At 71.0% G+C, this 19,344-nt stretch carries 19 protein-coding genes; 13 read left to right on the top strand and 6 right to left on the bottom strand.

Going from position 1 to position 19,344, the window contains the following annotated elements; genetic code table 11:
• Positions 1–50: 50 nt before the first annotated feature.
• Both R6Y94_RS14300 and R6Y94_RS14295 read left to right on the top strand, forming a co-directional pair.
• Positions 51–395 carry a metalloregulator ArsR/SmtB family transcription factor gene (locus tag R6Y94_RS14300; RefSeq protein ID WP_318396313.1) on the top strand — a complete coding sequence of 115 codons (345 nt, stop codon included), beginning with the start codon at positions 51–53 and terminating at the stop codon, positions 393–395.
• Positions 395–1,126 carry a cation transporter gene (locus R6Y94_RS14295; protein ID WP_318396312.1) on the top strand — a complete coding sequence of 244 codons (732 nt, stop codon included), beginning with the start codon at positions 395–397 and terminating at the stop codon, positions 1,124–1,126. The genes R6Y94_RS14300 and R6Y94_RS14295 overlap by 1 nt, the downstream gene beginning before the upstream one ends.
• Positions 1,127–1,212: 86 nt before the next feature.
• On the opposite strand, the gene R6Y94_RS14290 is transcribed toward R6Y94_RS14295, so the two are convergent.
• Positions 1,213–2,406, bottom strand: a complete 1,194-nt coding sequence (locus R6Y94_RS14290; RefSeq protein WP_318396311.1) for an FUSC family protein — start codon at positions 2,404–2,406, stop codon at positions 1,213–1,215.
• Positions 2,407–2,910: 504 nt separating this feature from the next.
• On the opposite strand from R6Y94_RS14290, the gene R6Y94_RS14285 reads away from it, so the two are divergent.
• Positions 2,911–3,837 (top strand): SDR family NAD(P)-dependent oxidoreductase, encoded by a 927-nt coding sequence (locus tag R6Y94_RS14285; RefSeq protein ID WP_318396310.1) that lies wholly within the window; start codon positions 2,911–2,913, stop codon positions 3,835–3,837.
• Positions 3,838–3,978: 141 nt separating this feature from the next.
• On the opposite strand, the gene R6Y94_RS14280 is transcribed toward R6Y94_RS14285, so the two are convergent.
• Positions 3,979–4,722, bottom strand: coding sequence for a DUF2470 domain-containing protein (locus tag R6Y94_RS14280; RefSeq protein WP_318396309.1), 744 nt, complete (start codon positions 4,720–4,722; stop codon positions 3,979–3,981).
• A 49-nt stretch (positions 4,723–4,771) separates the two neighbouring features.
• Between R6Y94_RS14280 and rpsD the strand changes: the two genes are divergently transcribed.
• Positions 4,772–5,380, top strand: coding sequence for a 30S ribosomal protein S4 (gene rpsD / locus R6Y94_RS14275; protein WP_318396308.1), 609 nt, complete (start codon positions 4,772–4,774; stop codon positions 5,378–5,380).
• A 139-nt stretch (positions 5,381–5,519) separates the two neighbouring features.
• On the opposite strand, the gene R6Y94_RS14270 is transcribed toward rpsD, so the two are convergent.
• Positions 5,520–6,566, bottom strand: a complete 1,047-nt coding sequence (locus tag R6Y94_RS14270; RefSeq protein WP_318396307.1) for a lytic polysaccharide monooxygenase — start codon at positions 6,564–6,566, stop codon at positions 5,520–5,522.
• A 288-nt stretch (positions 6,567–6,854) separates the two neighbouring features.
• On the opposite strand from R6Y94_RS14270, the gene R6Y94_RS14265 reads away from it, so the two are divergent.
• The 4 genes from R6Y94_RS14265 (at position 6,855) to R6Y94_RS14250 (ending at position 10,352) form a co-directional block, all read left to right on the top strand.
• A complete protein-coding gene (locus tag R6Y94_RS14265; RefSeq protein WP_318396306.1) occupies positions 6,855–7,505 on the top strand; it encodes a GntR family transcriptional regulator in 651 nt (216 codons plus the stop codon).
• A gap of 2 nt (positions 7,506–7,507) precedes the next feature.
• Complete coding sequence (locus tag R6Y94_RS14260) at positions 7,508–8,548, top strand: 1-aminocyclopropane-1-carboxylate deaminase (RefSeq protein ID WP_318396305.1); 1,041 nt, start codon at positions 7,508–7,510, stop codon at positions 8,546–8,548.
• A 322-nt stretch (positions 8,549–8,870) separates the two neighbouring features.
• Positions 8,871–9,764, top strand: a complete 894-nt coding sequence (locus tag R6Y94_RS14255; protein WP_318396304.1) for a sulfotransferase domain-containing protein — start codon at positions 8,871–8,873, stop codon at positions 9,762–9,764.
• Positions 9,765–9,833: 69 nt separating this feature from the next.
• Positions 9,834–10,352 carry a hypothetical protein gene (locus R6Y94_RS14250; RefSeq protein ID WP_318396303.1) on the top strand — a complete coding sequence of 173 codons (519 nt, stop codon included), beginning with the start codon at positions 9,834–9,836 and terminating at the stop codon, positions 10,350–10,352.
• Here R6Y94_RS14250 and R6Y94_RS45120 read toward each other — a convergent pair.
• Complete coding sequence (locus R6Y94_RS45120) at positions 10,310–10,780, bottom strand: BTAD domain-containing putative transcriptional regulator (RefSeq protein WP_412102763.1); 471 nt, start codon at positions 10,778–10,780, stop codon at positions 10,310–10,312. The genes R6Y94_RS14250 and R6Y94_RS45120 overlap by 43 nt on opposite strands.
• On the opposite strand from R6Y94_RS45120, the gene R6Y94_RS14245 reads away from it, so the two are divergent.
• The gene (locus R6Y94_RS14245; RefSeq protein ID WP_412102762.1) at positions 10,663–11,238 is read left to right on the top strand and encodes a GNAT family N-acetyltransferase; all 576 of its coding nucleotides are present in this window, start codon (positions 10,663–10,665) and stop codon (positions 11,236–11,238) included. The two genes, R6Y94_RS45120 and R6Y94_RS14245, sit on opposite strands and share 118 nt — an antisense overlap.
• Positions 11,239–11,658: 420 nt before the next feature.
• The gene (locus R6Y94_RS14240; RefSeq protein WP_318396301.1) at positions 11,659–14,682 is read left to right on the top strand and encodes an AfsR/SARP family transcriptional regulator; all 3,024 of its coding nucleotides are present in this window, start codon (positions 11,659–11,661) and stop codon (positions 14,680–14,682) included.
• 61 nt (positions 14,683–14,743) lie between these two features.
• Here R6Y94_RS14240 and R6Y94_RS14235 read toward each other — a convergent pair whose 3' ends face one another.
• Positions 14,744–16,402, bottom strand: a complete 1,659-nt coding sequence (locus R6Y94_RS14235; protein WP_318396300.1) for an FAD-binding oxidoreductase — start codon at positions 16,400–16,402, stop codon at positions 14,744–14,746.
• Positions 16,403–16,644: 242 nt separating this feature from the next.
• Here R6Y94_RS14235 and R6Y94_RS14230 point away from each other — a divergent pair, with 242 nt between their 5' ends.
• Positions 16,645–17,880, top strand: a complete 1,236-nt coding sequence (locus R6Y94_RS14230) for a hypothetical protein (protein WP_318396299.1) — start codon at positions 16,645–16,647, stop codon at positions 17,878–17,880.
• A 13-nt stretch (positions 17,881–17,893) separates the two neighbouring features.
• Here R6Y94_RS14230 and R6Y94_RS14225 read toward each other — a convergent pair whose 3' ends face one another.
• Positions 17,894–18,412: an Imm1 family immunity protein gene (locus R6Y94_RS14225; protein WP_318396298.1), complete on the bottom strand. Its 519-nt coding sequence runs from the start codon at positions 18,410–18,412 to the stop codon at positions 17,894–17,896.
• 68 nt (positions 18,413–18,480) lie between these two features.
• Between R6Y94_RS14225 and R6Y94_RS14220 the strand changes: the two genes are divergently transcribed.
• Together R6Y94_RS14220 and R6Y94_RS14215 are read left to right on the top strand one after the other, a co-directional pair.
• Positions 18,481–18,813, top strand: a complete 333-nt coding sequence (locus tag R6Y94_RS14220; RefSeq protein WP_412102760.1) for a hypothetical protein — start codon at positions 18,481–18,483, stop codon at positions 18,811–18,813.
• Between the two features lie 10 nt (positions 18,814–18,823).
• On the top strand, positions 18,824–19,273 hold the full coding sequence (locus R6Y94_RS14215) for an NUDIX domain-containing protein (protein ID WP_318396297.1): 450 nt from the start codon (positions 18,824–18,826) through the stop codon (positions 19,271–19,273).
• Positions 19,274–19,344 lie beyond the last annotated feature (71 nt).

Below are 19,344 nucleotides of genomic sequence, written 5' to 3'. Positions count from 1 at the left end.
CGGCGTTCACCCAGCGGATAGCCTTCCCGGACCAGACAGTACAGGGTTGGATGTACTATCGCGGTGTGGAGACGCTGACGCACGGCGAGGTGCTGGCCCGATTCGGTCACGCGCTGTCCGACCCGACGCGGGCGCGACTGTTGTTGGCCCTGCGGGACGGGCCGGGTTACCCGGCCGAGCTGGCCGAGTTGCTGGGGACCACCCGGCAGAACCTGTCCAACCATCTCGGCTGCCTGCGCGGCTGTGGCCTGGTGGTGGCCGTACCGGAGGGTCGCCGCACCCGCTACGAGCTGGTCGACGCCCGGATGGCGCACGCGCTGGGCGATCTGCTCGGCCTGGTGCTGGCGGTGGATCCGGCCGCCTGTCCCGACGCCACGGCGAAGGGTTGCTGCTGATGGCCGCGCCGCTGCGGCTCGAACCGCCCGGGCCGGCGCCGGCCCGCCGCGCCCTGCTCGCTCGACGGATCCGGCTGCTGGTCGCGGCGACGATCACCTACAACATCGTCGAGGCGGCGGTGGCGATCACCGCCGGCACCCTCGCCTCGTCGACCGCCCTGATCGGATTCGGTCTGGACTCGGTGATCGAGGTTTCCTCGGCGGCGGCCGTGGCCTGGCAGTTCGCCGGCCGGGACCCGCAGTCCCGGGAGAGGATCGCGTTGCGGATCATCGCGGTCTCGTTCTTCGCCCTTGCCGGCTACGTGACGGTCGAGTCGGTACGCGCCCTCGTCGGCGGCGCCGAGGCCGCACACTCCACCGTCGGCCTCGGGCTGGCCGCGCTGTCTCTGGCGGTCATGCCGCTGCTGTCGTACGCGCAGCGTCGCGCCGGCCGCGAACTCGGCTCCCGCTCGGCGGTCGCCGACTCCAAGCAGACCCTGCTCTGCACCTACCTGTCGGCGGTCCTACTGGTCGGGCTCAGCCTCAACAGCCTGTTCGGCTGGTCCTGGGCCGACCCGGTCGCTGCGCTGGTCATCGCGGCCGTCGCGGTCCGGGAGGGGCGCGAGGCGTGGCGCGGCGACACCTGCTGCGCCGTCCCGCTGACCGCGTCCCCGGCCACCGAGCGGTCCGCCGCCACGACCGCCGACGATGCGTGCGGCTGCGCACCGGACTGCTCCTGCTCTCCGGTCTGACGGCCCGCGGCGCACGTGCTTTCGCCGACCGACCAGGTGCCGGCCGGGGCTCGGTCGCCGCGACCCGTCCACCCGGGCCGCCGCTGTCAGGAGGTTCCGTCGCCGCCCGGACGCCTCGGGCGGCCCTGCGGATCCGCTCCACCCCGGGTCTCGTCCACGGCCTCGAAGCTGTCTCCCGGCGTACCTCCGGCCCGGCGTACCTCCCGCTCCGCCTCGTCATGCGGTAGTCCGGTCGTTCCGAGCAGGTCGGTGGCGATGGCGCGGACCTGCGCGACCACCACATTGCCGGAGAAGCCCAGACCCTGCCGGTAGGCAGCACTCGCCTGTTCCACGGCGTGGCACACCAGTTCCACGGCCCCCTTCGGCATCGAACCGCGGCGAAGATCGCGCTGCACCACCTTCGCCGCCTCCGCCAGACCACAGAGCGAGGCCACGAGTTCCTTCGGCGCCGGTTCGTCGTCGCGCAGCAGGGTCACCGCCCGCCGGGTCAGCACCCGGGCGTTACGGACGGCGCGCTCGACGTACTCCGCAGCCTTCACGTACTGCTGCAACGCGGCACGCGACCGCCAGCGCAGCGGCGCGATCGTGGCGGCCTCCCGCCCCTGGGGCAGCACCTCGTAGAACTCGTCGAGCTTCTCCTCACCACGCGTCAGCGCCGCCAGCGCCTCCTGCACGGGATCCTGGTCGCGCTCCGCAAGGCCCCGCGCGGTCACTGTCAGGCCCTCGACGAGTACGTTGAGAGCCGGTCGGGCCACCCGCGACACCACGGTCACCGGATTCACCGGCAGCAGCAGGGCCATCACCGACAGCGCCACGGCGCCACCGATCAACGCGTCGATCAGACGGGTGAAGTAGATGCCCTCGGTGGGCGGTCGCAACGTGGCCACCAGGACCGACGAGGTGGCGGCCTGGGACACTATCCCCGCCGACCCACCAGCCAGAATCGTCACCGTCATGGCCAGGGCGGCTCCCACGCCGATCTGCCACGATCCCCTCCCGATGACATAGATGAGCCCGTCGCCGACCGCGATACCGGCCGTCACGCCCAACACCAGCTCCACCGCCCGGCGCAGTCGCTGACCGGCCGATATCCCGAGAGTGACCATGGCCGCGATCGGAGCGAACACCGGTTGCGGGTTGCCGACCAACTCGGCGGCCAGGAACCAGGCCAGCGCCGCCGACACGGCGCTCTGGGCCACGACCACCTCGACCGCCCGCAGTTGGCGCCACCGTTCGACCAGCGCGCCGCGAACTCTGCTGCTGACACGCCGGGTGATCATCACCGCCGCCTGGGCGGTGAACCCTTTTCGACCTGAACCGCGCGGCGCTCACACACCGCGTGCGACCTTGCGGTCCACCGCACCGCAAGGGGAGGTTGACGAAGGTTCAGTCTGCCGGCCATCACAGTGCCACGATAGGGAGGAACTCCGGATACAGCGGTTGGATCCGGCATATACGGCGTACCGGCGACGACGTCCGGATCCCGGCCGAATCATGCTCTCCGGTGCGCGGGCCCGAGCCGGCCCCTGCCGCCGACCCGCCCGCCGGAGCTGCGGTGGTCCCACCATCGCCTGTCGGCGAGGGCTTGAAGTGCCCTCTGGCGGGAATGCCGGGCCGGTAGGGCAGACGATCATGGGAGCGAAGAGTGGCGGCGATCGGAACCGGCACTTCATCGCAGGTCGCGATGGTGGTCGCCTGCCGCAACGCACCGCGGGCGCACTGCGGCAGGTGCGGGCGGTTTCCGGGCGGAACCTCCCAGGACCGAACCAACCGAGAGACGGATCATGGCACGGATCGTCACACCGTACGGGCGGCACTCCACCGCTGCGGAGGTCATCGACGGGATCGACCTGTCCGGACGCCGGGCCATCGTCACCGGAGGCGTCTCGGGCATCGGTCTGGAGACGGCGCGGGCACTGGCCGGGGCGGGGGCGCAGGTGACGGTGACCGCTCGGGACGACAACGCCCGCCAGGCAGTGGCCGACATCGTGGGATCGACCGGAAACCCCGAGGTACGGGTCGCCCGCCTCGAACTGACCGACGTCTCGTCCATCCGGACCTTCGTCGACGAGTGGGAGGGGCCGCTGCACATCCTGGTCAACAACGCCGGTGTGATGGCACTGCCCGAGTTGCGCCGGACCGCGCAGGGTTGGGAGGAGCAGTTCGCCGTCAACCACCTGGGCCACCATCTGCTCGCCGTCGGGCTGCGTGACGCGCTGGCCCGGGCCGAAGGCGCCCGCGTCGTGTCGGTCAGTTCGAGTGCCCACCACCTCTCCCCCGTCGTTTTCGACGACATCCACTACCTCTCCCGCCCGTATCACCCCCAGCTCGCGTACGGGCAGGCCAAGACCGCCGTGGCGCTCTTCGCCGTCGGCGCGGCCAGTCGCTGGGCCGGGCTGGGGATAACGGCCAACGCCCTCAACCCGGGCGCGATCGCCACCGGTCTGCAGCAGTACATCGGCGGTGACCTCGGAGTTCCGGCCGATCTGCAGAAGAGCCCCCAGCAGGGGGCAGCCACCTCCGTCATGCTCGCCACCTCACCACTGCTGTCCCACGTCAGCGGCCGCTACTTCAACGACTGCGCGGAGGCCACGCCGGTCACCGTCCAGCCTACGGACGAAGCGGAGCTCGCCTCGTCCGTCGCCCACTACGCGATCGATCCGGAGCAGGCAGATCGACTGTGGCGGTTGTCCGACCAGATGGTCGGCTGATCCAGGGACCGGCGTCGCGGTCGTCCCGGTGGACGAGCCTGCGGAGCCGGCGGCACCCTGCCACCGGAGGCGGTGCGGTTCGCCGGTCGTCGACGTGCCGGCGACCAGCCGAGTGCGGGCGCGAACGGGGTCCCCGCGCCGTCAGGCGGTCCGATCACCGGGGCGGTCGCCGTCGTTGCCGGACGCCAGGCAGCCGCGGCCGCCGTCCAGCATCGCCTGGACCGCGTCCGCGAGTTGGTCACCGTCGTGCAGCGGCACCGGAAAGCACAGCCGGATGTCGGAGTCGTGGTCGGGATGTTCCAGCCGGAGCACGATGCCGAACCGGTCCAGCGCCAGCGGTCGGATCTGGCGTACCCCGTGGAGCCGGCCCGGCGGTACCAGCCTGGACAGCCGCGCGACCGTCTCGGGATGGTGGTCGTCGAGGTGGCAGAGCAGGTCGGCTTCACTGTCGGCCAGCGGATCCGGGCGGGCGACGGCGAACGCCGCCGGATCGATCGATGCGGTGGTACCCGCGGTGACCAGTTCGGCCGTTGCCAGCTCCAGTACGGCCGGCAGCTCCGCATCGGCGACGGCGACGCCGTCGGCGACGGTCAACCAGCCGGTGAGAGTGGCCCGGGCCCGGACCCGGTCACGAACCTGGACGGGCGCCAGATCGGTCACCTCGACCAGTGCCACCAGCTCGCCCGACTGGCGCAGGTGCCGGGCGAGGCAGCTCACCGCGGGCAACTCGACGATCAGCCGTTCGGACGGCAGGCGGTGCCGGCCGACGAGATCCGCCCGGTGTCCGGGCGTGTGCAGGCTCAGCGACTTCGCCGCGACGAGCAACGAGCGCAGTCGTTCGGCCGGGGAGCCGGCCAGTACGGGAGTGAGCTGGTTGCCAGACATGATCGCCTCCAGTTAGGTTAGCCTCACCTTACACACGAAGAGGTGATGGATGAACCAGGCACGCCCGAAGGTCAGGCGCTCCCGCGCCCTCGGCATCCCCCTCACGCCCAAGTGCGTGCGCTACTTCGAAAACCGCCCCTTCCCGCCGGGGCAACACGGCCGGGCTCGGCGTAAGGAGAGCGACTACAAGGTCCGGCTGCTGGAGAAGCAGCGGCTCAAGGCGCAGTACGACCTGCGCGAGGGGCAGTTGCGACGCGCGTTCGACCGCGCGGTGCACCGACCCGGCAAGACCGGTGAAGAACTCCTGATCGACCTGGAGACCCGGCTCGACGCGCTGGTACTGCGGGCCGGCTTCGCCCGCACCATCTACCAGGCCCGCCAGACGGTCAGCCACCAGCACGTCACGGTCAACGGCCGGCGCGTCGACCGACCGTCAGCCCGGCTGCGGCCCGGCGACACCATTGCGATCGCCGAACGCAGCCGCCACAAGGCGCCGTTCCTCGCCGCCGCCGCCGGTGCGCACGCCCCGGCACGCCCCGCGCCGTACCTCGACGTCAACCTGGCGGGCCTGGCCGCCCTCCTCAACCGGCTGCCCGCCCGCGCCGAGATACCCGTCATCTGCGACGAGCAACTGATCGTCGAGTACTACTCGCGCTGACCGGGTCGGAGCTGCCGGACCGGCACGACGCCGTCGACCGGTCCGACCCGACCGGCGGCTGCCCGCCGGACCGCAGCGGGGCGGCGAAGACCTCCGACGGGGATGGCACCGAACGGCGCCATCCCCGTCGCAACTGCTCCTACCTGGCGGTACAGGTCAGGGTCGGCGCGGTGTTCGTGCCGCTCCAGGAACCGTTGAACCCGAAGCTGGTGCTGCCGTTGGCGCTCAACGCGCCGTTGTGACTGGCGTTGGCGGCGCTGACCGACGCCCCGCTCGAGGTTATCGACGCGTTCCACGAACTGGTGATGCTCTGGCTGTTGGGCCAGGTCCAGCTCACCGTCCAGCCGGAGATCGCGGCGTTGCCGGCCCGCACCGTGACCTGGGCACCGAAGCCACCGGTCCACTCGTTCGTCTTCGCGTACGTCGCGGTGCACGCACCGTTGCCGGCCGGCGGCGGGGTGGTCGGCGGGGGGTCCGTCGGGGGCGGGGTGGTCGGCGGCGGCGTGGTCGGGTTGCCGCCACCGCCGAAGATCACGTCACTGCACAGGTAGTACGGCTGGTCGAGGTGGCTCGCCTGCCAGATCGTGTAGACGACGTGCCGCCCGGTGCGGTTGCCCGCGTTCACCTGGGCCTCGTACAGCCCGGTGGTCGGGTAGCTGGCGGTGCGCAGCACCAGGTCCAGGCTGCCCCAGGTGAGCGGCTGGGTGGTCGGATCGAAGCCCTGCTTGGTGATGTAGATCAGCAGGTAGTCGGCACCGTGCCGGGCCCCGTCGGTGAGCGTCAGCGTGAAGTTGTTCGGCATCGGCTTCGCGACCCATGCGCCGACCGCGTCGAGCGAAGCGTACAGCCCGCCCTGGGTGCGGCCGCCGCTGCAGAGCTGCCCGTCCGGGACGGCGGCCTGGTGGTTGCCGCCGACGTTCTCCCGGAACAGACCGTTCCAGTTCCACATCGTGTTGGGGTTGGCCTGCCAGGCCTGAGCACACATCGGGTCGGTCTGTGCCATGTTGGGGTTGAGGTGGTCGTCACCCCAGCGTTCCCAGCATCCGTAGTTCCGCGACGGTGGGTTGGTGACCGACCCGTGCGCCGAGGCCGGGCTGGCCTGGTTGACGACGACCATCGTGAGCCCGGTGACGAGGACGGCAACCGCGGCGAATATCAGATGGCGGGCTGTTCGTGAGGCTTTCATCAGTGCTCCAGCATTCCGCCGACGCCTGTGTCGCTCGACGGGATGCCCTGGCCCACGAGGAAACACGCGCCGAGCAACATGAAGAGTCTCGGAAGCGCAGGCAAGACGGCTGTGCTGCCTGCGATGGCTTGGGTGGCTCCCGCGATGATCCTACAAGGTGCATCCAGGGATGTGAATCTCTTCCTGGAGTTCGCCAAGGCGACCCGGACAGCGCGCTCAGACCGGTCAGGTGTGGCTGCGCCGACGCGCGGGCTTGCCCGATCAACCGACGTGTGTGCAATATATTGCATGCCCGTCCCCGAGAACGCACCGGCGATCGACCGACGCCTGCTCCGCGACGACGTGTATCACCGCCTTCGAGACGTCATCGTCGACGGCAGCCTCGCGCCCGGCGAGCAACTGCGCGACGTGGAGCTGGCGGCCTGGCTCGGCGTCAGCCGTACCCCCGTCCGAGAGGCGTTGTTGCGGCTGGCCGAGGCCGGTCTGGTGGTGGCCCGGCCGGGGCGCTCCACGACGGTGAGCTCGCTGAACCTGCGTGACGTCCGCGATGCCCGCGACGTGGTCGCGGCAATGCACGAGCTGGCCGTACGGGAGGCGGTGGGAAGCCTCGGTCACGCCGACATCGAGGCGATGCGGGAGGCGAACCGCCGGTTCGGTGCCGCGATCGGGCAGGGCGACGTCGAGGCCGCGTTGCGCGCCGACGACGAACTGCACGGCATCCCGGTGACCGTGGCCGCGAACCGGGCGCTGGCCGCAGTCCTCGAACAGTTCACCCCGGTGCTGCGGCGAGCCGAACGGCTGCGCTTCTCCTCACTGGCCGGGCGTGCCTCGCTCGCCCGGCACGACGAGCTGATCCGGCTCTGCGCCGCCGGGGACGCGGACCGGGCGGCAGCGGTCGCCTTCGACACCTGGCGCACCCTACCGACCACCGAGGAGTGACCGTGGCCCTGTCCGACTTCCCACGCCACCGGCTGACCTTCGGGCCGAGCCCGGTCCACCCGCTGCCGCGACTGACCGCCCACCTCGGCGGCGCGTCGATCTGGGCCAAGCGGGAGGACTGCAACGCGGGACTCGCCTACGGCGGCAACAAGACCCGCAAGCTGGAGTACCTCGTCCCGGACGTACTGGCGCAGGGCGCCGACACGCTGGTGTCGATCGGCGGGTACCAGTCCAACCACACCCGCCAGGTCGCCGCCGTCGCCGCGTCGCTGGGCCTGAAGGCGGTGCTGGTGCAGGAGAACTGGGTCGACTGGCCCGACAGCGTCAGCGACCGGGTCGGCAACATCATGCTGAGCCGGATCATGGGCGCCGAGGTCCGGCTCGACCCGGCCGGATTCGGCATCGGGTTCAAGGACTCGTGGATCCGCGCCATCGAGGACGTACGGGAACGTGGCGGCACGCCGTACCCGATTCCGGCGGGCGCCTCCGACCACCGGCTCGGTGGGCTCGGATTCGCAAACTGGGCGTACGAGGTCGAGCAGCAGGAACGCGAACTGGGCGTCTTCTTCGACACCGTCGTGGTCTGCTCGGTCACCGGCTCGACCCAGGCGGGCATGATCGCCGGGTTCGCCGCCCTTGAGGAGGCCGGTGGCCGGCAACGCCGGGTTATCGGGATCGACGCCAGCGCGAAGATCGAGGAGACCCGCGCCCAGGTCGCCCGGATCGCCACAGCCACGGCCGAGCTGATCGGCGTCGCCCGGCCGCTGCGCGACGAGGAGATCACCGTCCTGGCCGGCTGGGCCGGCGACCGGTACGGGATCCCGGTGGAATCGACCCTGGAGGCGATTTTGCTGACCGGCCGCCTCGAGGGCGTGATCATCGACCCCGTCTACGAGGGCAAGTCGATGGCCGGCCTGATCGACCTCGTCACCAGCGGCGAGATCCCGGAGCAGGCCATCGTCCTCTATGCCCACCTGGGCGGCCAGCCGGCGCTGAACGCCTACAGCGGCCTGTTCACCCACACCCGCCCGCCGAGCGCCTGACGTCGTCACCGCCCTTCCGAAGGGACGGGCGTCGGTCAGACACATCGGGCGGTTGACACACGCCTGGTACTTCTGGCAGGCCTGGCGACTGGCGGTGGAACCTACCCGAACAGGCCCTCGGGCGGCAGCTCTTGTCCGACAGCGCCGGTCGAGCGGGTCGAGCCGATCGATATCTGGTCGGTACGTGGACGCGAGATCAATCGATGTAGCCTCGTAGGCTGGCTCGTAGGCTGGATCGTGCCCCCGACCCGCACCACCTGAACAGATGTCCCGACTGTCCTGCGGTCTTGCCCCGCCGCCCAGGTATGGAGAGGATTTGGCGATGATGAAACGTGCCGTAACGTTCACCAAGCATCACACGCCCAACTCGTTGCGCGTGGTGGCGCGGCGAGTGATGTGTGAGACCCACAACGCCAGACTGCGACTCTCGGTTCCGGTCGAGTCGCAGAGCGAATTTGGAAACATATACCACTGCACGATTCGCAAAACGGCCAGCCAGTGGGTCAAAGCCGTGTTCAACGACCCCATCGTGTATCGGTACTCTGGATTACTGCCCTACGATCCGCGCCCCTACAAGTGGCGATACCCGCATGCCTTGCCACCCAACCGCGTCGTCTCGTCCCTCTTCATGTCCTACAACGGCTTCATGCGCCTTCCCAAGCCTGACTCCTACCGGGCGTTCTTCGTCCTCCGCGACCCCCGCGACATCGTCGTTTCCGGGTACTTCTCCTATCGAAGTTCGCACACCGCGATGGGCGACATTCCGCAGGTACGGAGAGTGCTGCGAGAAAAGCCGTTCAAGGAGGGCCTGCTGTATGTCATCGATCATCTCGCCAACAAAGGCACATTCAGGTCGCTTCGCTCGTGGGCGACCGCTCCGAGCACCGAAGCCATCGGCCTGTTCCGGTACGAGGACCTGACCGGGGAACAGCAGGCGGATGAGGTGGCTCGGCTGATGCGCCACTGCGGGATTCCCATCCCGCCGTCCGATCTCGACGCTCTGCTGTCCCGATACAGCTTCTCAAGAATGCGCCGTGGCGTAGAGACCGCCGGGTCGGTCTCCCACTATCGGAAGGGTGAGTCCGGCGATTGGCGCAATCACTTCGATGACGACGTCTACGAGGCATTCGTCGCAGCGGCGGGTGACCTCGTCGAGGTTCTCGGTTACCCCCCGCATGAACCCTCGCCTCGCGCCCGGCTTGGCCAGGACTCCTGACCGTCCGGCCGAAGCAATGCCGACGGGTGGGTGCGCCAGCGGTCGAGCTCGACCTGGAGAGGGGTCGCCGTGCTCCCGGACAGAGCGGCGTCATTCCTGCAGAACGTGATCCGTGAGATGTTCGAGGCCCAGTCCGACCGCACCGGCCCTCGGGAGTTCGACGGCGTCGTCGAGTGGCAACTCAGGATCGGCTGGGACGACGGTGAACAACTGACCCGCCTCGTCCTGACAGCGTCCCAGCCGGTCTGGTCCGACAGTGTCGGGGCCAGGGTCCGCCCGGTGGTCTTCGTCGCGGTCGGCAGTGACGCGCAACCGCACCCGCCCTACGGCAGGCGCCCGACGGTTTCCCGCTTCCAGGACCGGCCGGCGGACATCCCTGGTGTCCCCCTGGACGAACTGCCGGCCACTCCGGCCGGTGGTTGGGCCAGGGCCCTGATCGGACGACTGGGCGGCGCGGGCGCCCGTCAGTGGGAGGACGGTTGGATCGGGTTCACCGTGACCCTGCCCGACGAGCCGCCCTGGATAACCGGAACGACGCGTGGCCCTCACGGTCGTCCGAGCGCACCGGACCCGGGCAGCCGAGCCTGACCGGCAGAAGGTGCCGGTGCGGCAGCGCATCCGCCGGATACCCGGTCGCTCCGACGGGGTAGCTTCCCCTGCAGGATCGCGCGGTGCAGGGCGGCCAGTTCGGCGCCCGGCTCCATCCCGTACCCGCTGATCAGCGCGACCCGCGCTCTTTGGTACGCGTCGAGCGCCCCCGCCAGGTCTCCACTCCGGTACAGAGCTTGAATTGTCAGGATTACGTCCTGTGTTAATCGCGTCGCGTGCTGATCGTTCCAGGGATTAGCCTGGCGCCGTGAGTTCAGGGGATGACCTTCAGGGCCGATGTGCTGAGCTGGTGGTCCGGCAAGAACGGGCCGAAGATCACGAGGCCGTGCGGGAAGTTCACACGCAGGCGTTCGGCGACGGCGAACGGGTCCCGACGCTGGTCGATGTGCTGCGCGCAGTTCAGACATCGCTCGCGTCGTTGTCGCTGGTCGCTACCGTCGGTGAACGCGTGGTCGGCCATGTGATGCTCAGTGCCTGCCGGTTGGACGCTTTGCCGCGGCTCGTGGACGTGTTCTCGCTGTCGCCCCTCGGGGTGCTGCCGGAGTTCCAGCGTCGTGGAATCGGCACTCGGCTCGTGGCGCACGCCCTCGCGGGAGCTGGCAGTCTGGGCGTCCCTCTGGTGTTCCTGGAGGGCTCACCGCACTACTACGGCAAGCGCGGCTTCGCCGACGCCACGAAGTTGGGCTTTCGTCCGCCCACACTGCGCTACTCGCCAGGCGTCTTTCAGGTCGCCAGACTGTCCTCGTACGAGGAATGGATGACGGGCACCTTCGTGTACTCCGATGTCTTCTGGGCCCTCGATTGTGTGGGCGGGCGGGACGAGCGCCTCGCGGCGGCGCAACCTGGTGCCACGATTCCGAAGTGATCCGAAGCGCGGTCGGACAATGCCGCCGCCAGCAACCGGATCGCTTCACGCCGAGCCCGGCCCTCGACCGTCAGCCCACCACCATCGACGCCGGTTGCCGACCGGTGCCGCGACCGGGCTCCCCGTCCTGACGGATGTCCAACGGCCGCAACAGTCCGGCCGCGGGTTCCATCGCGACCGCTCCCCCCGTTGCCGTGGAGCACCGTCTACTCCGGATCACACGTCCTGCTCAGGATCACGCGTCCTGCTCAGGATCACGCGTCCTACTCCGGATCACGCGTCCTCTTCAAGATCACGCGTCCTACTCAGGATCATGCGTCCACCGTGGAGGAAGCGTGGAAGGAACGTGGAGAGCTTCCCCGGGTAACATCAACATCTTCCACTGCCGTGGCCGCGAAACCGTCGAAATGCGAGGTCGGAATGCTGATGGTTTCGGTGCTGGGGCCGGTGCAGGTGCTCCGCGGCGGCGTCCCGGTCCGACTGGGCCCGCGACAGGTCGAGGTGCTGTCGATCATGCTGATCAACCGGGGTGCGTCGGTGCCGGCCAGCCGGATGGTGGAACTGCTCTGGGGCGATGCGGTTCCGCCCGGCGCCCCGGCCACGCTGCGCAGTCACGTGTCGCACCTACGCCGGGCGCTGCATCCGGCCTCCCCCGGCGCCGCCGACATCATCAGTGGCGCCGGTAACCCCTCCGGGCGGGGATACCGGCTGGATCTGGCTCCGGAACAGATCGACGCACACCGGTTCGAGCAGGAGTACGCACGGGCCCACCACCTGCTGCGGGCACGCGACGCCGAGGAGACGGGCCGGGCCGTCGCCGTACTGCACGACGCCCTGGGGCTCTGGCGTGGACCGGCCTTCGCCGAGGTGGCCGACCGCCCGTTCGCACTGAACGAGACGGCCCGGCTCACCGCGCTGCACCGCTCGGCCCGGCTCGCCCATGCCGAGGCGCTCGCCTCGCTCGGCCGGTACGGCGAGGTGATCATCGCGCTCTCCGGTGTGGTGGCCGAGGAGCCGTACGACGAGGGGCTGCGCCGGCTCCTCGCCGTCGCCCTCTATGCCGAGCAGCGGGTGGACGAGGCCGCCCAGCTCTGCCGGGCCGGCCTGGTCCTGCTGCGCCATCGCGGCATCGACGCCCCCGACCTGCAGGAGTTGCAGCGCCGGATCCTACGGCGCGACGTCCCGCTGCACAGTCCACCGACCCGGGCGACCGGCGCCGGACCGGCCGGACCGGGAAAAGCGGCCGCCGGACGCACGCCCGCCACCACCACCACCCGCCCTCCGACCGGCCCGACCCAGCCCGCGACCAGTACCGGCACCGGCAGCGCCACGAGCGCCACCGGCACCGGCACCGGCACCGGCACCGGCACCGGCACCGGCACCGGCACCGGCGAGCCGAGCCCCGCCGAGCCGGTCGCGCCACACCTGCTGCCGCCGGATCCGGCACGTTTCGTCGGCCGCGCGGCAGAGCTGGCCGAGATCCGGCGGCGGCTGGACGACCTGGCCGACCGGGCCGAGACGATGGTGATCACCGGGCCGCCGGGGGTGGGCAAGTCCAGCCTGGCGATCCGAGCCGGGCACGCGGTAGCGGACCGGTTCCCCGACGGCCAGCTATACGTCAACCTGCGCGGTTTCGACCAGACCGGCCCGGCGCTCGGCCCCGGTGAGGCGATCCGAGGTTTCCTCGACGCGCTCGGGATACCCCAGCAGCAGTTCCCCGTCACCGAGGCGGCCCAGGCCGGCCTGTACCGGGCGAGGCTGGCCGGCCGGCGGATGCTGGTGGTGCTGGACAACGCCCGCGACGCCGACCAGGTACGCCCGCTGCTGGTCGGGTCGCCGGGCTGCGCCGTACTCGTCACCAGCCGCAACCAGCTTGCCGACCTGGTCACCACCGAGGGAGCGCATCCGCTCGGCCTGGATCTGCTCTCCGAGACCGAGGCCCGGCAGTTGCTGGCCCGCCGCCTCGGCGACGAGCGGGTGGCCGACGAACCGGAGGCGGTGGCGGAAATCGTCCGCCGGTGCAGCCGGCTCCCGCTGGCACTGGCGATCGTGGCCGCCCGGGCGGCCGGCAACCCGCGCTTTCCGCTCGCGTCGTTCGCCGACGAGCTACGCCAGGCCGACCAGGGCCTGGACGGGTTCCGGGCTGCCACCCCGGGCACCAACATCCGTACCGTCTTCTCCTGGTCCTACCACACCCTCAGCCCGGCGGCCGCTCGGCTGTTCCGGCTGCTCGCCCTCCCGCCCGGCCCCAGCATCACCGTGCCGGCGGCGGCCAGCCTCGCCGCCGAGCCGGCCGACCGGCTCCGCCCCGTCCTCGCCGAGCTGGCCGCCGCGCACCTGGTCGCCGAGGTGTCACCCGGCCGGTACGCCTGTCACGATCTGTTGCGGGCGTACGCCATCGAGCTGGCCGGCGAGGACCCGGAGCGCGAACGACAGGCCGCCGAGCGCCGCCTGCTCGACCACTACCTGCACACGGCCCGCGCCGCCGACCGGCTGATCTGGCCGCAGCGGGACCCGATCGCCATCGCGCCGCCCCGGGCCGGGGTGGTCCCCGAGCAGCTCACCGACCAGCACTCGGCGCTGGCCTGGTTCGCCGCCGAGCACGCCGTACTGCTGGACGTGGTCGCGCGGGCGGTCGACACCGGATTCGACGCGCCCGCCTGGCAACTCGTCTGGACCCTGGTGAACTTCTTCGACCACCGGGGGCACTGGGACGACTGGTTGGCCAGCGTCGGGCGGGTGATGCCGGCGCTCGACCGCCTCGGTGACCGGTCCGCCCAGGCGCACGCCCACCGCCTCCTCGGTGCCGCGTACGTGCGGTTGCAGCGCCACGACGACGCGCGGGCGGCGTACCGGCGCGCACTGGAACTCTTCGGCGAACTCGGTGACACGGTCGGCGAGGCGTTCACCCACCGCAGCCTGGGCTGGCTGGCCGAACGGCAGGGCGACCCGGCCGGCGCGCTCCGCAGCGACCTGCGGGCGTTGCAGCTCTTCCAGCAGGTGGGCCACCTGGACGGCCAGGCCAGCGCGCTCAACTCGGTCGGCTGGTGCCAGGCGTTGCTCGGCCGGTACGAGGAGGCAATCGACCACTGCGAACAGGCCCTCCTGCTGCATCGGAAGAACGGCAACCGGGGCGGCGAGGCCAGCGCCCTGGACAGCCTCGGCTACGCCCATCACCTGCTCGGCGACCACGTTTCGGCGATCGGCTACCTGCGGCAGGCGGTCGAGCTGTGCCGGGAACTCGGACGGTGGACCCAGGAGGCGGAATCTCTGCACCGCCTCGGCGACGCGCAGTACGCCTCCGGGGCCGTACCCGATGCCCGCCTGGCCTGGCGGGCGGCGCTGGCCATCCTCGACCGGCTGGGCCGCCCCGAGGCCGCCACGGTCCGCGGCAAGCTCGACCGTGGCGGCCCCGGGGCCGGTCCGCCGACGGGTCACCTGTAGTACCCGCCGTCCTGGTATACCCGCGGGTTCCTGGTCCGGGCGTCGGCCAGGTTGGCCGGGATCAGCCTGCTTGGACGGTCCCGGCGTGGCGCCGGGGCTGGCCGGGATCAGCCTGCTTGACGGAGAGACTGTGCCGGAACACGTCCCGGGGATCCCAGCGCGCCTTCGCCCGTTGCAACCGGGGATAGTTGGCCCCGTAGTACAGCGAGTGCCACGGCACGCCGGAGGTGTTCCAGGCCGGGTCGGCGAGGTCGACGTCCGGATAGTTGATGTAGGAGCCGTCGTTGACGTCGCCGGGCACCGGCACTCCGCCGGTGTCCGCGTACACGTCGCGGTAGAACTCGCGGATCCACGCCAGGTGCCGGGCGTCCTCGGCCGGGTCGGCCCAGCCGGCGAGGTAGAACAGCTTGATCACCGAGTCGCGCTGCGCGGTGGCGGTCGCCGCCGACGGTACGGTGTTGATCTGCCCGCCGTAGGTGTTGAGACTCAGCGACCCGGCCGGGTTGTCGTAGTCGCTCCGGGTCAGGTGGTGGTATGCGGCGGCGATCTGCCGGTCGGTGAGCCCCCGGCGGAGGTAGCCCGCCTTGGTCTTGAGCCGCCACTGCTTGCCGTCGTCGCCGTTGCCTCTCAGCGCCGAGGTCAGCCACGGTAGGACCTCCTGGCTACGGACCGGCGCGACACCGACACCCGCGTTCAGCACGGCGACGTGCTCGTCCAGCAACCGGGTGGCGTCGGCACCGTCGGCAACCTGGCCGATCAGCGTGTGGTTGCCGGCCGGCCGGCGGGACAGCAACAGTTCGCCGTACAGCCGGGCCTGCGGGGTACCAGGAGCGCGGTGCCGCGTGCACCAGTCGCCGAAATTGCGGGCCAGTCTGGCGAATCCCCGCTCGTCCATGCCCTGCCACGGCCACTGGACCGTGAAGGTCAGCACGGATGCGGGCGGCCGGGGCAGCAGCCGGCTCGGGTCGTCGCCGGTCGCCCCCGGCGAGCGGAACCAGTACCGGGTGACGACTCCGAAGTTGCCGCCCCCGCCACCGGTGTGCGCCCACCACAGTTCCCGGTTGGGGTCGTCCTGGTCACGGGTGGCGACCACGGTACGGGCCGTACCCGACTGGTCCACCGTGACGACCTCGACGGCGTAGAGGTGGTCGACGACCAGGCCGTGCAGCCGGGACAGCGGCCCGTACCCACCGCCGGCGACATGCCCGCCGGCACCTACTCCCGGGCACGAACCGCCGGGCAGGGTCACGCCCCAGCCGAGATAGAGGCGGCGGTACACCTCGCCCAGGCTGGCGCCCGCCTCGACCGCGAACGCGAACCGCAGCGGATCGTAGTAGACGCCGGTCATCCCGGACAGGTCAATGACCATCCGGACCTGCGGATTGTCGACGAAGTCCTCGAAGCAGTGCCCGCCGCTGCGTACCGCGATCCGCTGGCCGGCCCGTACTCCGGCCTGTACCGCGGCCCGGACCTGTTCGGTCGAGCCGACCACCCGGACCTGGTCGGGGGTGCCGACGAAGCGCCGGTTGCCCCGGCGGACCAGATCCGCGTAACGCGGATCGTCCGGGCCCACCGCGACCGGCCCCAGCGGTGGCGGGCAACCGTCGGCCGGAGCGGCGACGGCGGGTGCCGGCCGGTGAACCTGCCGGGCGGCCACCCCGGTGGCGACCGCGGCGATCGCGGTGGCGCGGAGCAGATCTCTACGACGGTGTTCGGACATCTGGCGGGTGCTCCCGTTCTGGTGGTGGCAGCGCCGCTTCCTTACGGTCGACGCCCCGCTGTTCGAGGTCGCCGACAACGCTAGGAGCGTTGGCGGGGCACGGAAATCTTGCTGGCCACCACGTCCGTAAGGGGGAAGGCCCTACATTCACCGCGACTGGGCGCAGACCGAAGGACAGCTGAAGCGGGTTGGACGCAAGCCGCCGGGCCACCACGCCGCCCGCGTTCCGCTTTAATGGATCGGTGCCGACACACCGCGCCCAAACTGTGGCGTACTTCGCCGCCGCCGCTGTCCTCGTCGTCGCCGCGACGCAGGTGCCCGGCCGGCTCGCCGCGCGGCATGACCCGGCCCCCGCCGAGATCGTCCCGAGCCAGGTGCAGAACCCCTGGCTGTGGCAGGCGACCGTCGGCCAACATCCGGTCGGGCCCGCCTCGGTGCTCTTCTTCACCGCACACACACGCTATCTCGAGTCGACCGGAGTCGTGGTCGGCCGCGACGGCGGCTACCGGCTGCTGCCGATCAGCGTCGGCGAGGGGCACGGGCTGCTCTCGCCGGACGGCCGCTGGTACCTCCGCCCGGGCACCGGCAGCCTCGTCGACCTGCGCAGCGGCGACGAACGGCGTACCCACCGGCCGGGTCTGCACCCGCTGACCTGGTCTCCGGACGGAAGGTCGGTCGTCGTCAGCAGGAGCAACGACGACCAGGTGATCACGTACGGGCCGGACGACCAGCAGCTCAACGACCCGGCGAGGCCGGACGACCTGCTCATCGTCAACCCGTGGAGCGGGGCGGAGCGGGTGCTGCCGGTCGGCGTCTTCGACAGTCACAGCGCGGCCGCCTGGTCTCCGGACGGCTCGCAACTGGCCACGAGCGGCCCGGTGGACCCGGCCGCGCAGCTCGCCGAACGCGAACGGCTGGTGGTGGCCGACCCGGTCACCGGGGCGGTGCGCTGGCAGGTCGAGTTGGGCGACCGGCGGCGGCTGGCCGGGCGGGCCGCCTGGAGCACGGACGGCCGGCGGATCGCCCTGCTGACCCACGACGGCTGCACGACCGGCTGCGCCGACATCGCCGAAACACTCCGGCGCCCCTGGCGGATCGAGTTCCTCGACGCGGCCACCGGTCGCCCAATGGGAGCCCCGGTCCCGGTCCCCGGCTCCGCCACCGAACTGGTCTCCTGGCGGGGCGGGGACCCGGTGGTGGAGCGGCAGTCGCCGGAGGCGGACGACGAGAAACGGCGGACGGCCCTCGCGGCGATCTCCGCAGACGGTCGGGAACAGGTGCTACTGACCGCCCCGACCGGTGTCAGTGACCTGGAAGTGCCCGGGGACCTGCTGGGCCGTGCCGCGTTCGGTGGTCCGGATCCGCGGCCCTCCCCGTTCGCCGCGCCGCCGTGGTTGGCCGCCGCTCTCGCCGTGACGGTGCTGCTCGCCGTACTGCTGCTGATGCGCTGGCGGCGCCGACGCGCCAGACTCCGCTGATTCCACCCCTCGGCTAACCGTCGCGCCAGCGGACCCGGGTCGGGCGCTTCCCCGTCGCGGCGTACTCCAAGGCGGCGTCCCGGACGGCGCCCGGTGTCACGCAGGCCAGGTTCGGACCGCAGCCGATCCGATCGTCACCGTAGTCGAACTCGATCTCCGGAATCCCGTCCTGCCAGGGCGGCAGGTCCGCCTCGTAGCCGAGGACGCTGGCCGGACCGGTCCAGTAGAGGAATCCGCGCGCCATCTCCCCCGGCCCCACACCATCGCCACGATCACCCGGCTGCTCCGGGTGCCTCCGTGGACCCGGCGCCCCGTGCCAGCAGGGTCCTCCTGGCAGGTCGTCGAGCCGGCCGGCCAGGACCAGACGTTCGTAGGCCCATCGCCACTCGTCGCAGCGGCTCCGCCCGCACCGGACGCACACCCCCGTCACCGGATCGTCGGCGTGGGTCAGCATCGTGTCCCTGAAGTGCGCGGCCATCTCCTCGGACACCTCGACCGCCGCCGACGGCCGGTCACCCGGTCGCCCCGTCACCGTCGACCACTCGGCCAGCGGGCGTCGGGGCGCGACACCAACGGCTCTTGATCTGCGACAAGACAATCGTGAACGTACTGGCCTACGCCCGTATGGTCCTTCCCGCGACACCCGGCAGCCATGCTGCGGCCGTACTCGACGCGATGGCCGGATTCTGCCCAGCCTGGGCACCGGTCACCTACGACGCGGTGTTCTACCTACCCGACCACTACCACCACCGGTCCGACCCGATGCGGGCCAAGGTCGCCCACCTGCAAGCCGAAACCGCCCAGGCTGTCCGCGACACCTGCGCCGACGTCGGGCTACCGCTGGTCGACGTGCCTGCCGGGCTCGACACCGCTCGGCGCGTTGCCTGGATCGCCCGGCGGGTCGATCCGCTGCTCGACGGCGCTACCGGCTAACCTCTGCGGCGTGATCGCCCCACCCGTGCACCCGGTTGACGTGCTGCTCCTGCTCACTCACGCCGGTCACGTTCTGTTGGCGCTACGGGAGGACACCGGCTACGCGGACGGTCAATGGAACCTGCCCTCCGGCAAGCTGGAGGTCGGCGAGGACGCCATCAGCGGCCTGGTCCGGGAGGCCCGCGAGGAGATCGGCGTGCGGCTCGACCCTGCGGAGCCGCGAATGGTCACCACCGTGCACCACCGCAACTCAGCCGGGCTAGCCCGTGTCGGGCTCGCCTTCGCCGTACCGTTCGACCCAGCACGGCACGGCGAGCCGGTCAACGCCGAGCCGCACAAATGCACCAAGATCGAATGGTTCCCCGCCGACATGCTGCCGCCGAACACCTACCCGTACACGGCCGCGTGCGTGCGGGCCTTCCACGACGGCGAGCCGTTAGCGCTCAGCGGCTGGTCATAGCGGCTGAGGGTCGCGCCCTGACGGTTCGTGGTGTCAAGCTGTGAGGGTGAACCGTCGCCGTGACCGTCGCC

The sequence above is a fragment of the Plantactinospora sp. KLBMP9567 genome, from assembly GCF_033446045.1.
In the GTDB taxonomy this organism is placed as follows: domain Bacteria; phylum Actinomycetota; class Actinomycetes; order Mycobacteriales; family Micromonosporaceae; genus Plantactinospora.
The sequence above is the reverse complement of the archived record's forward strand: the minus strand, read 5'-3'. Positions and strand labels throughout refer to the sequence as shown.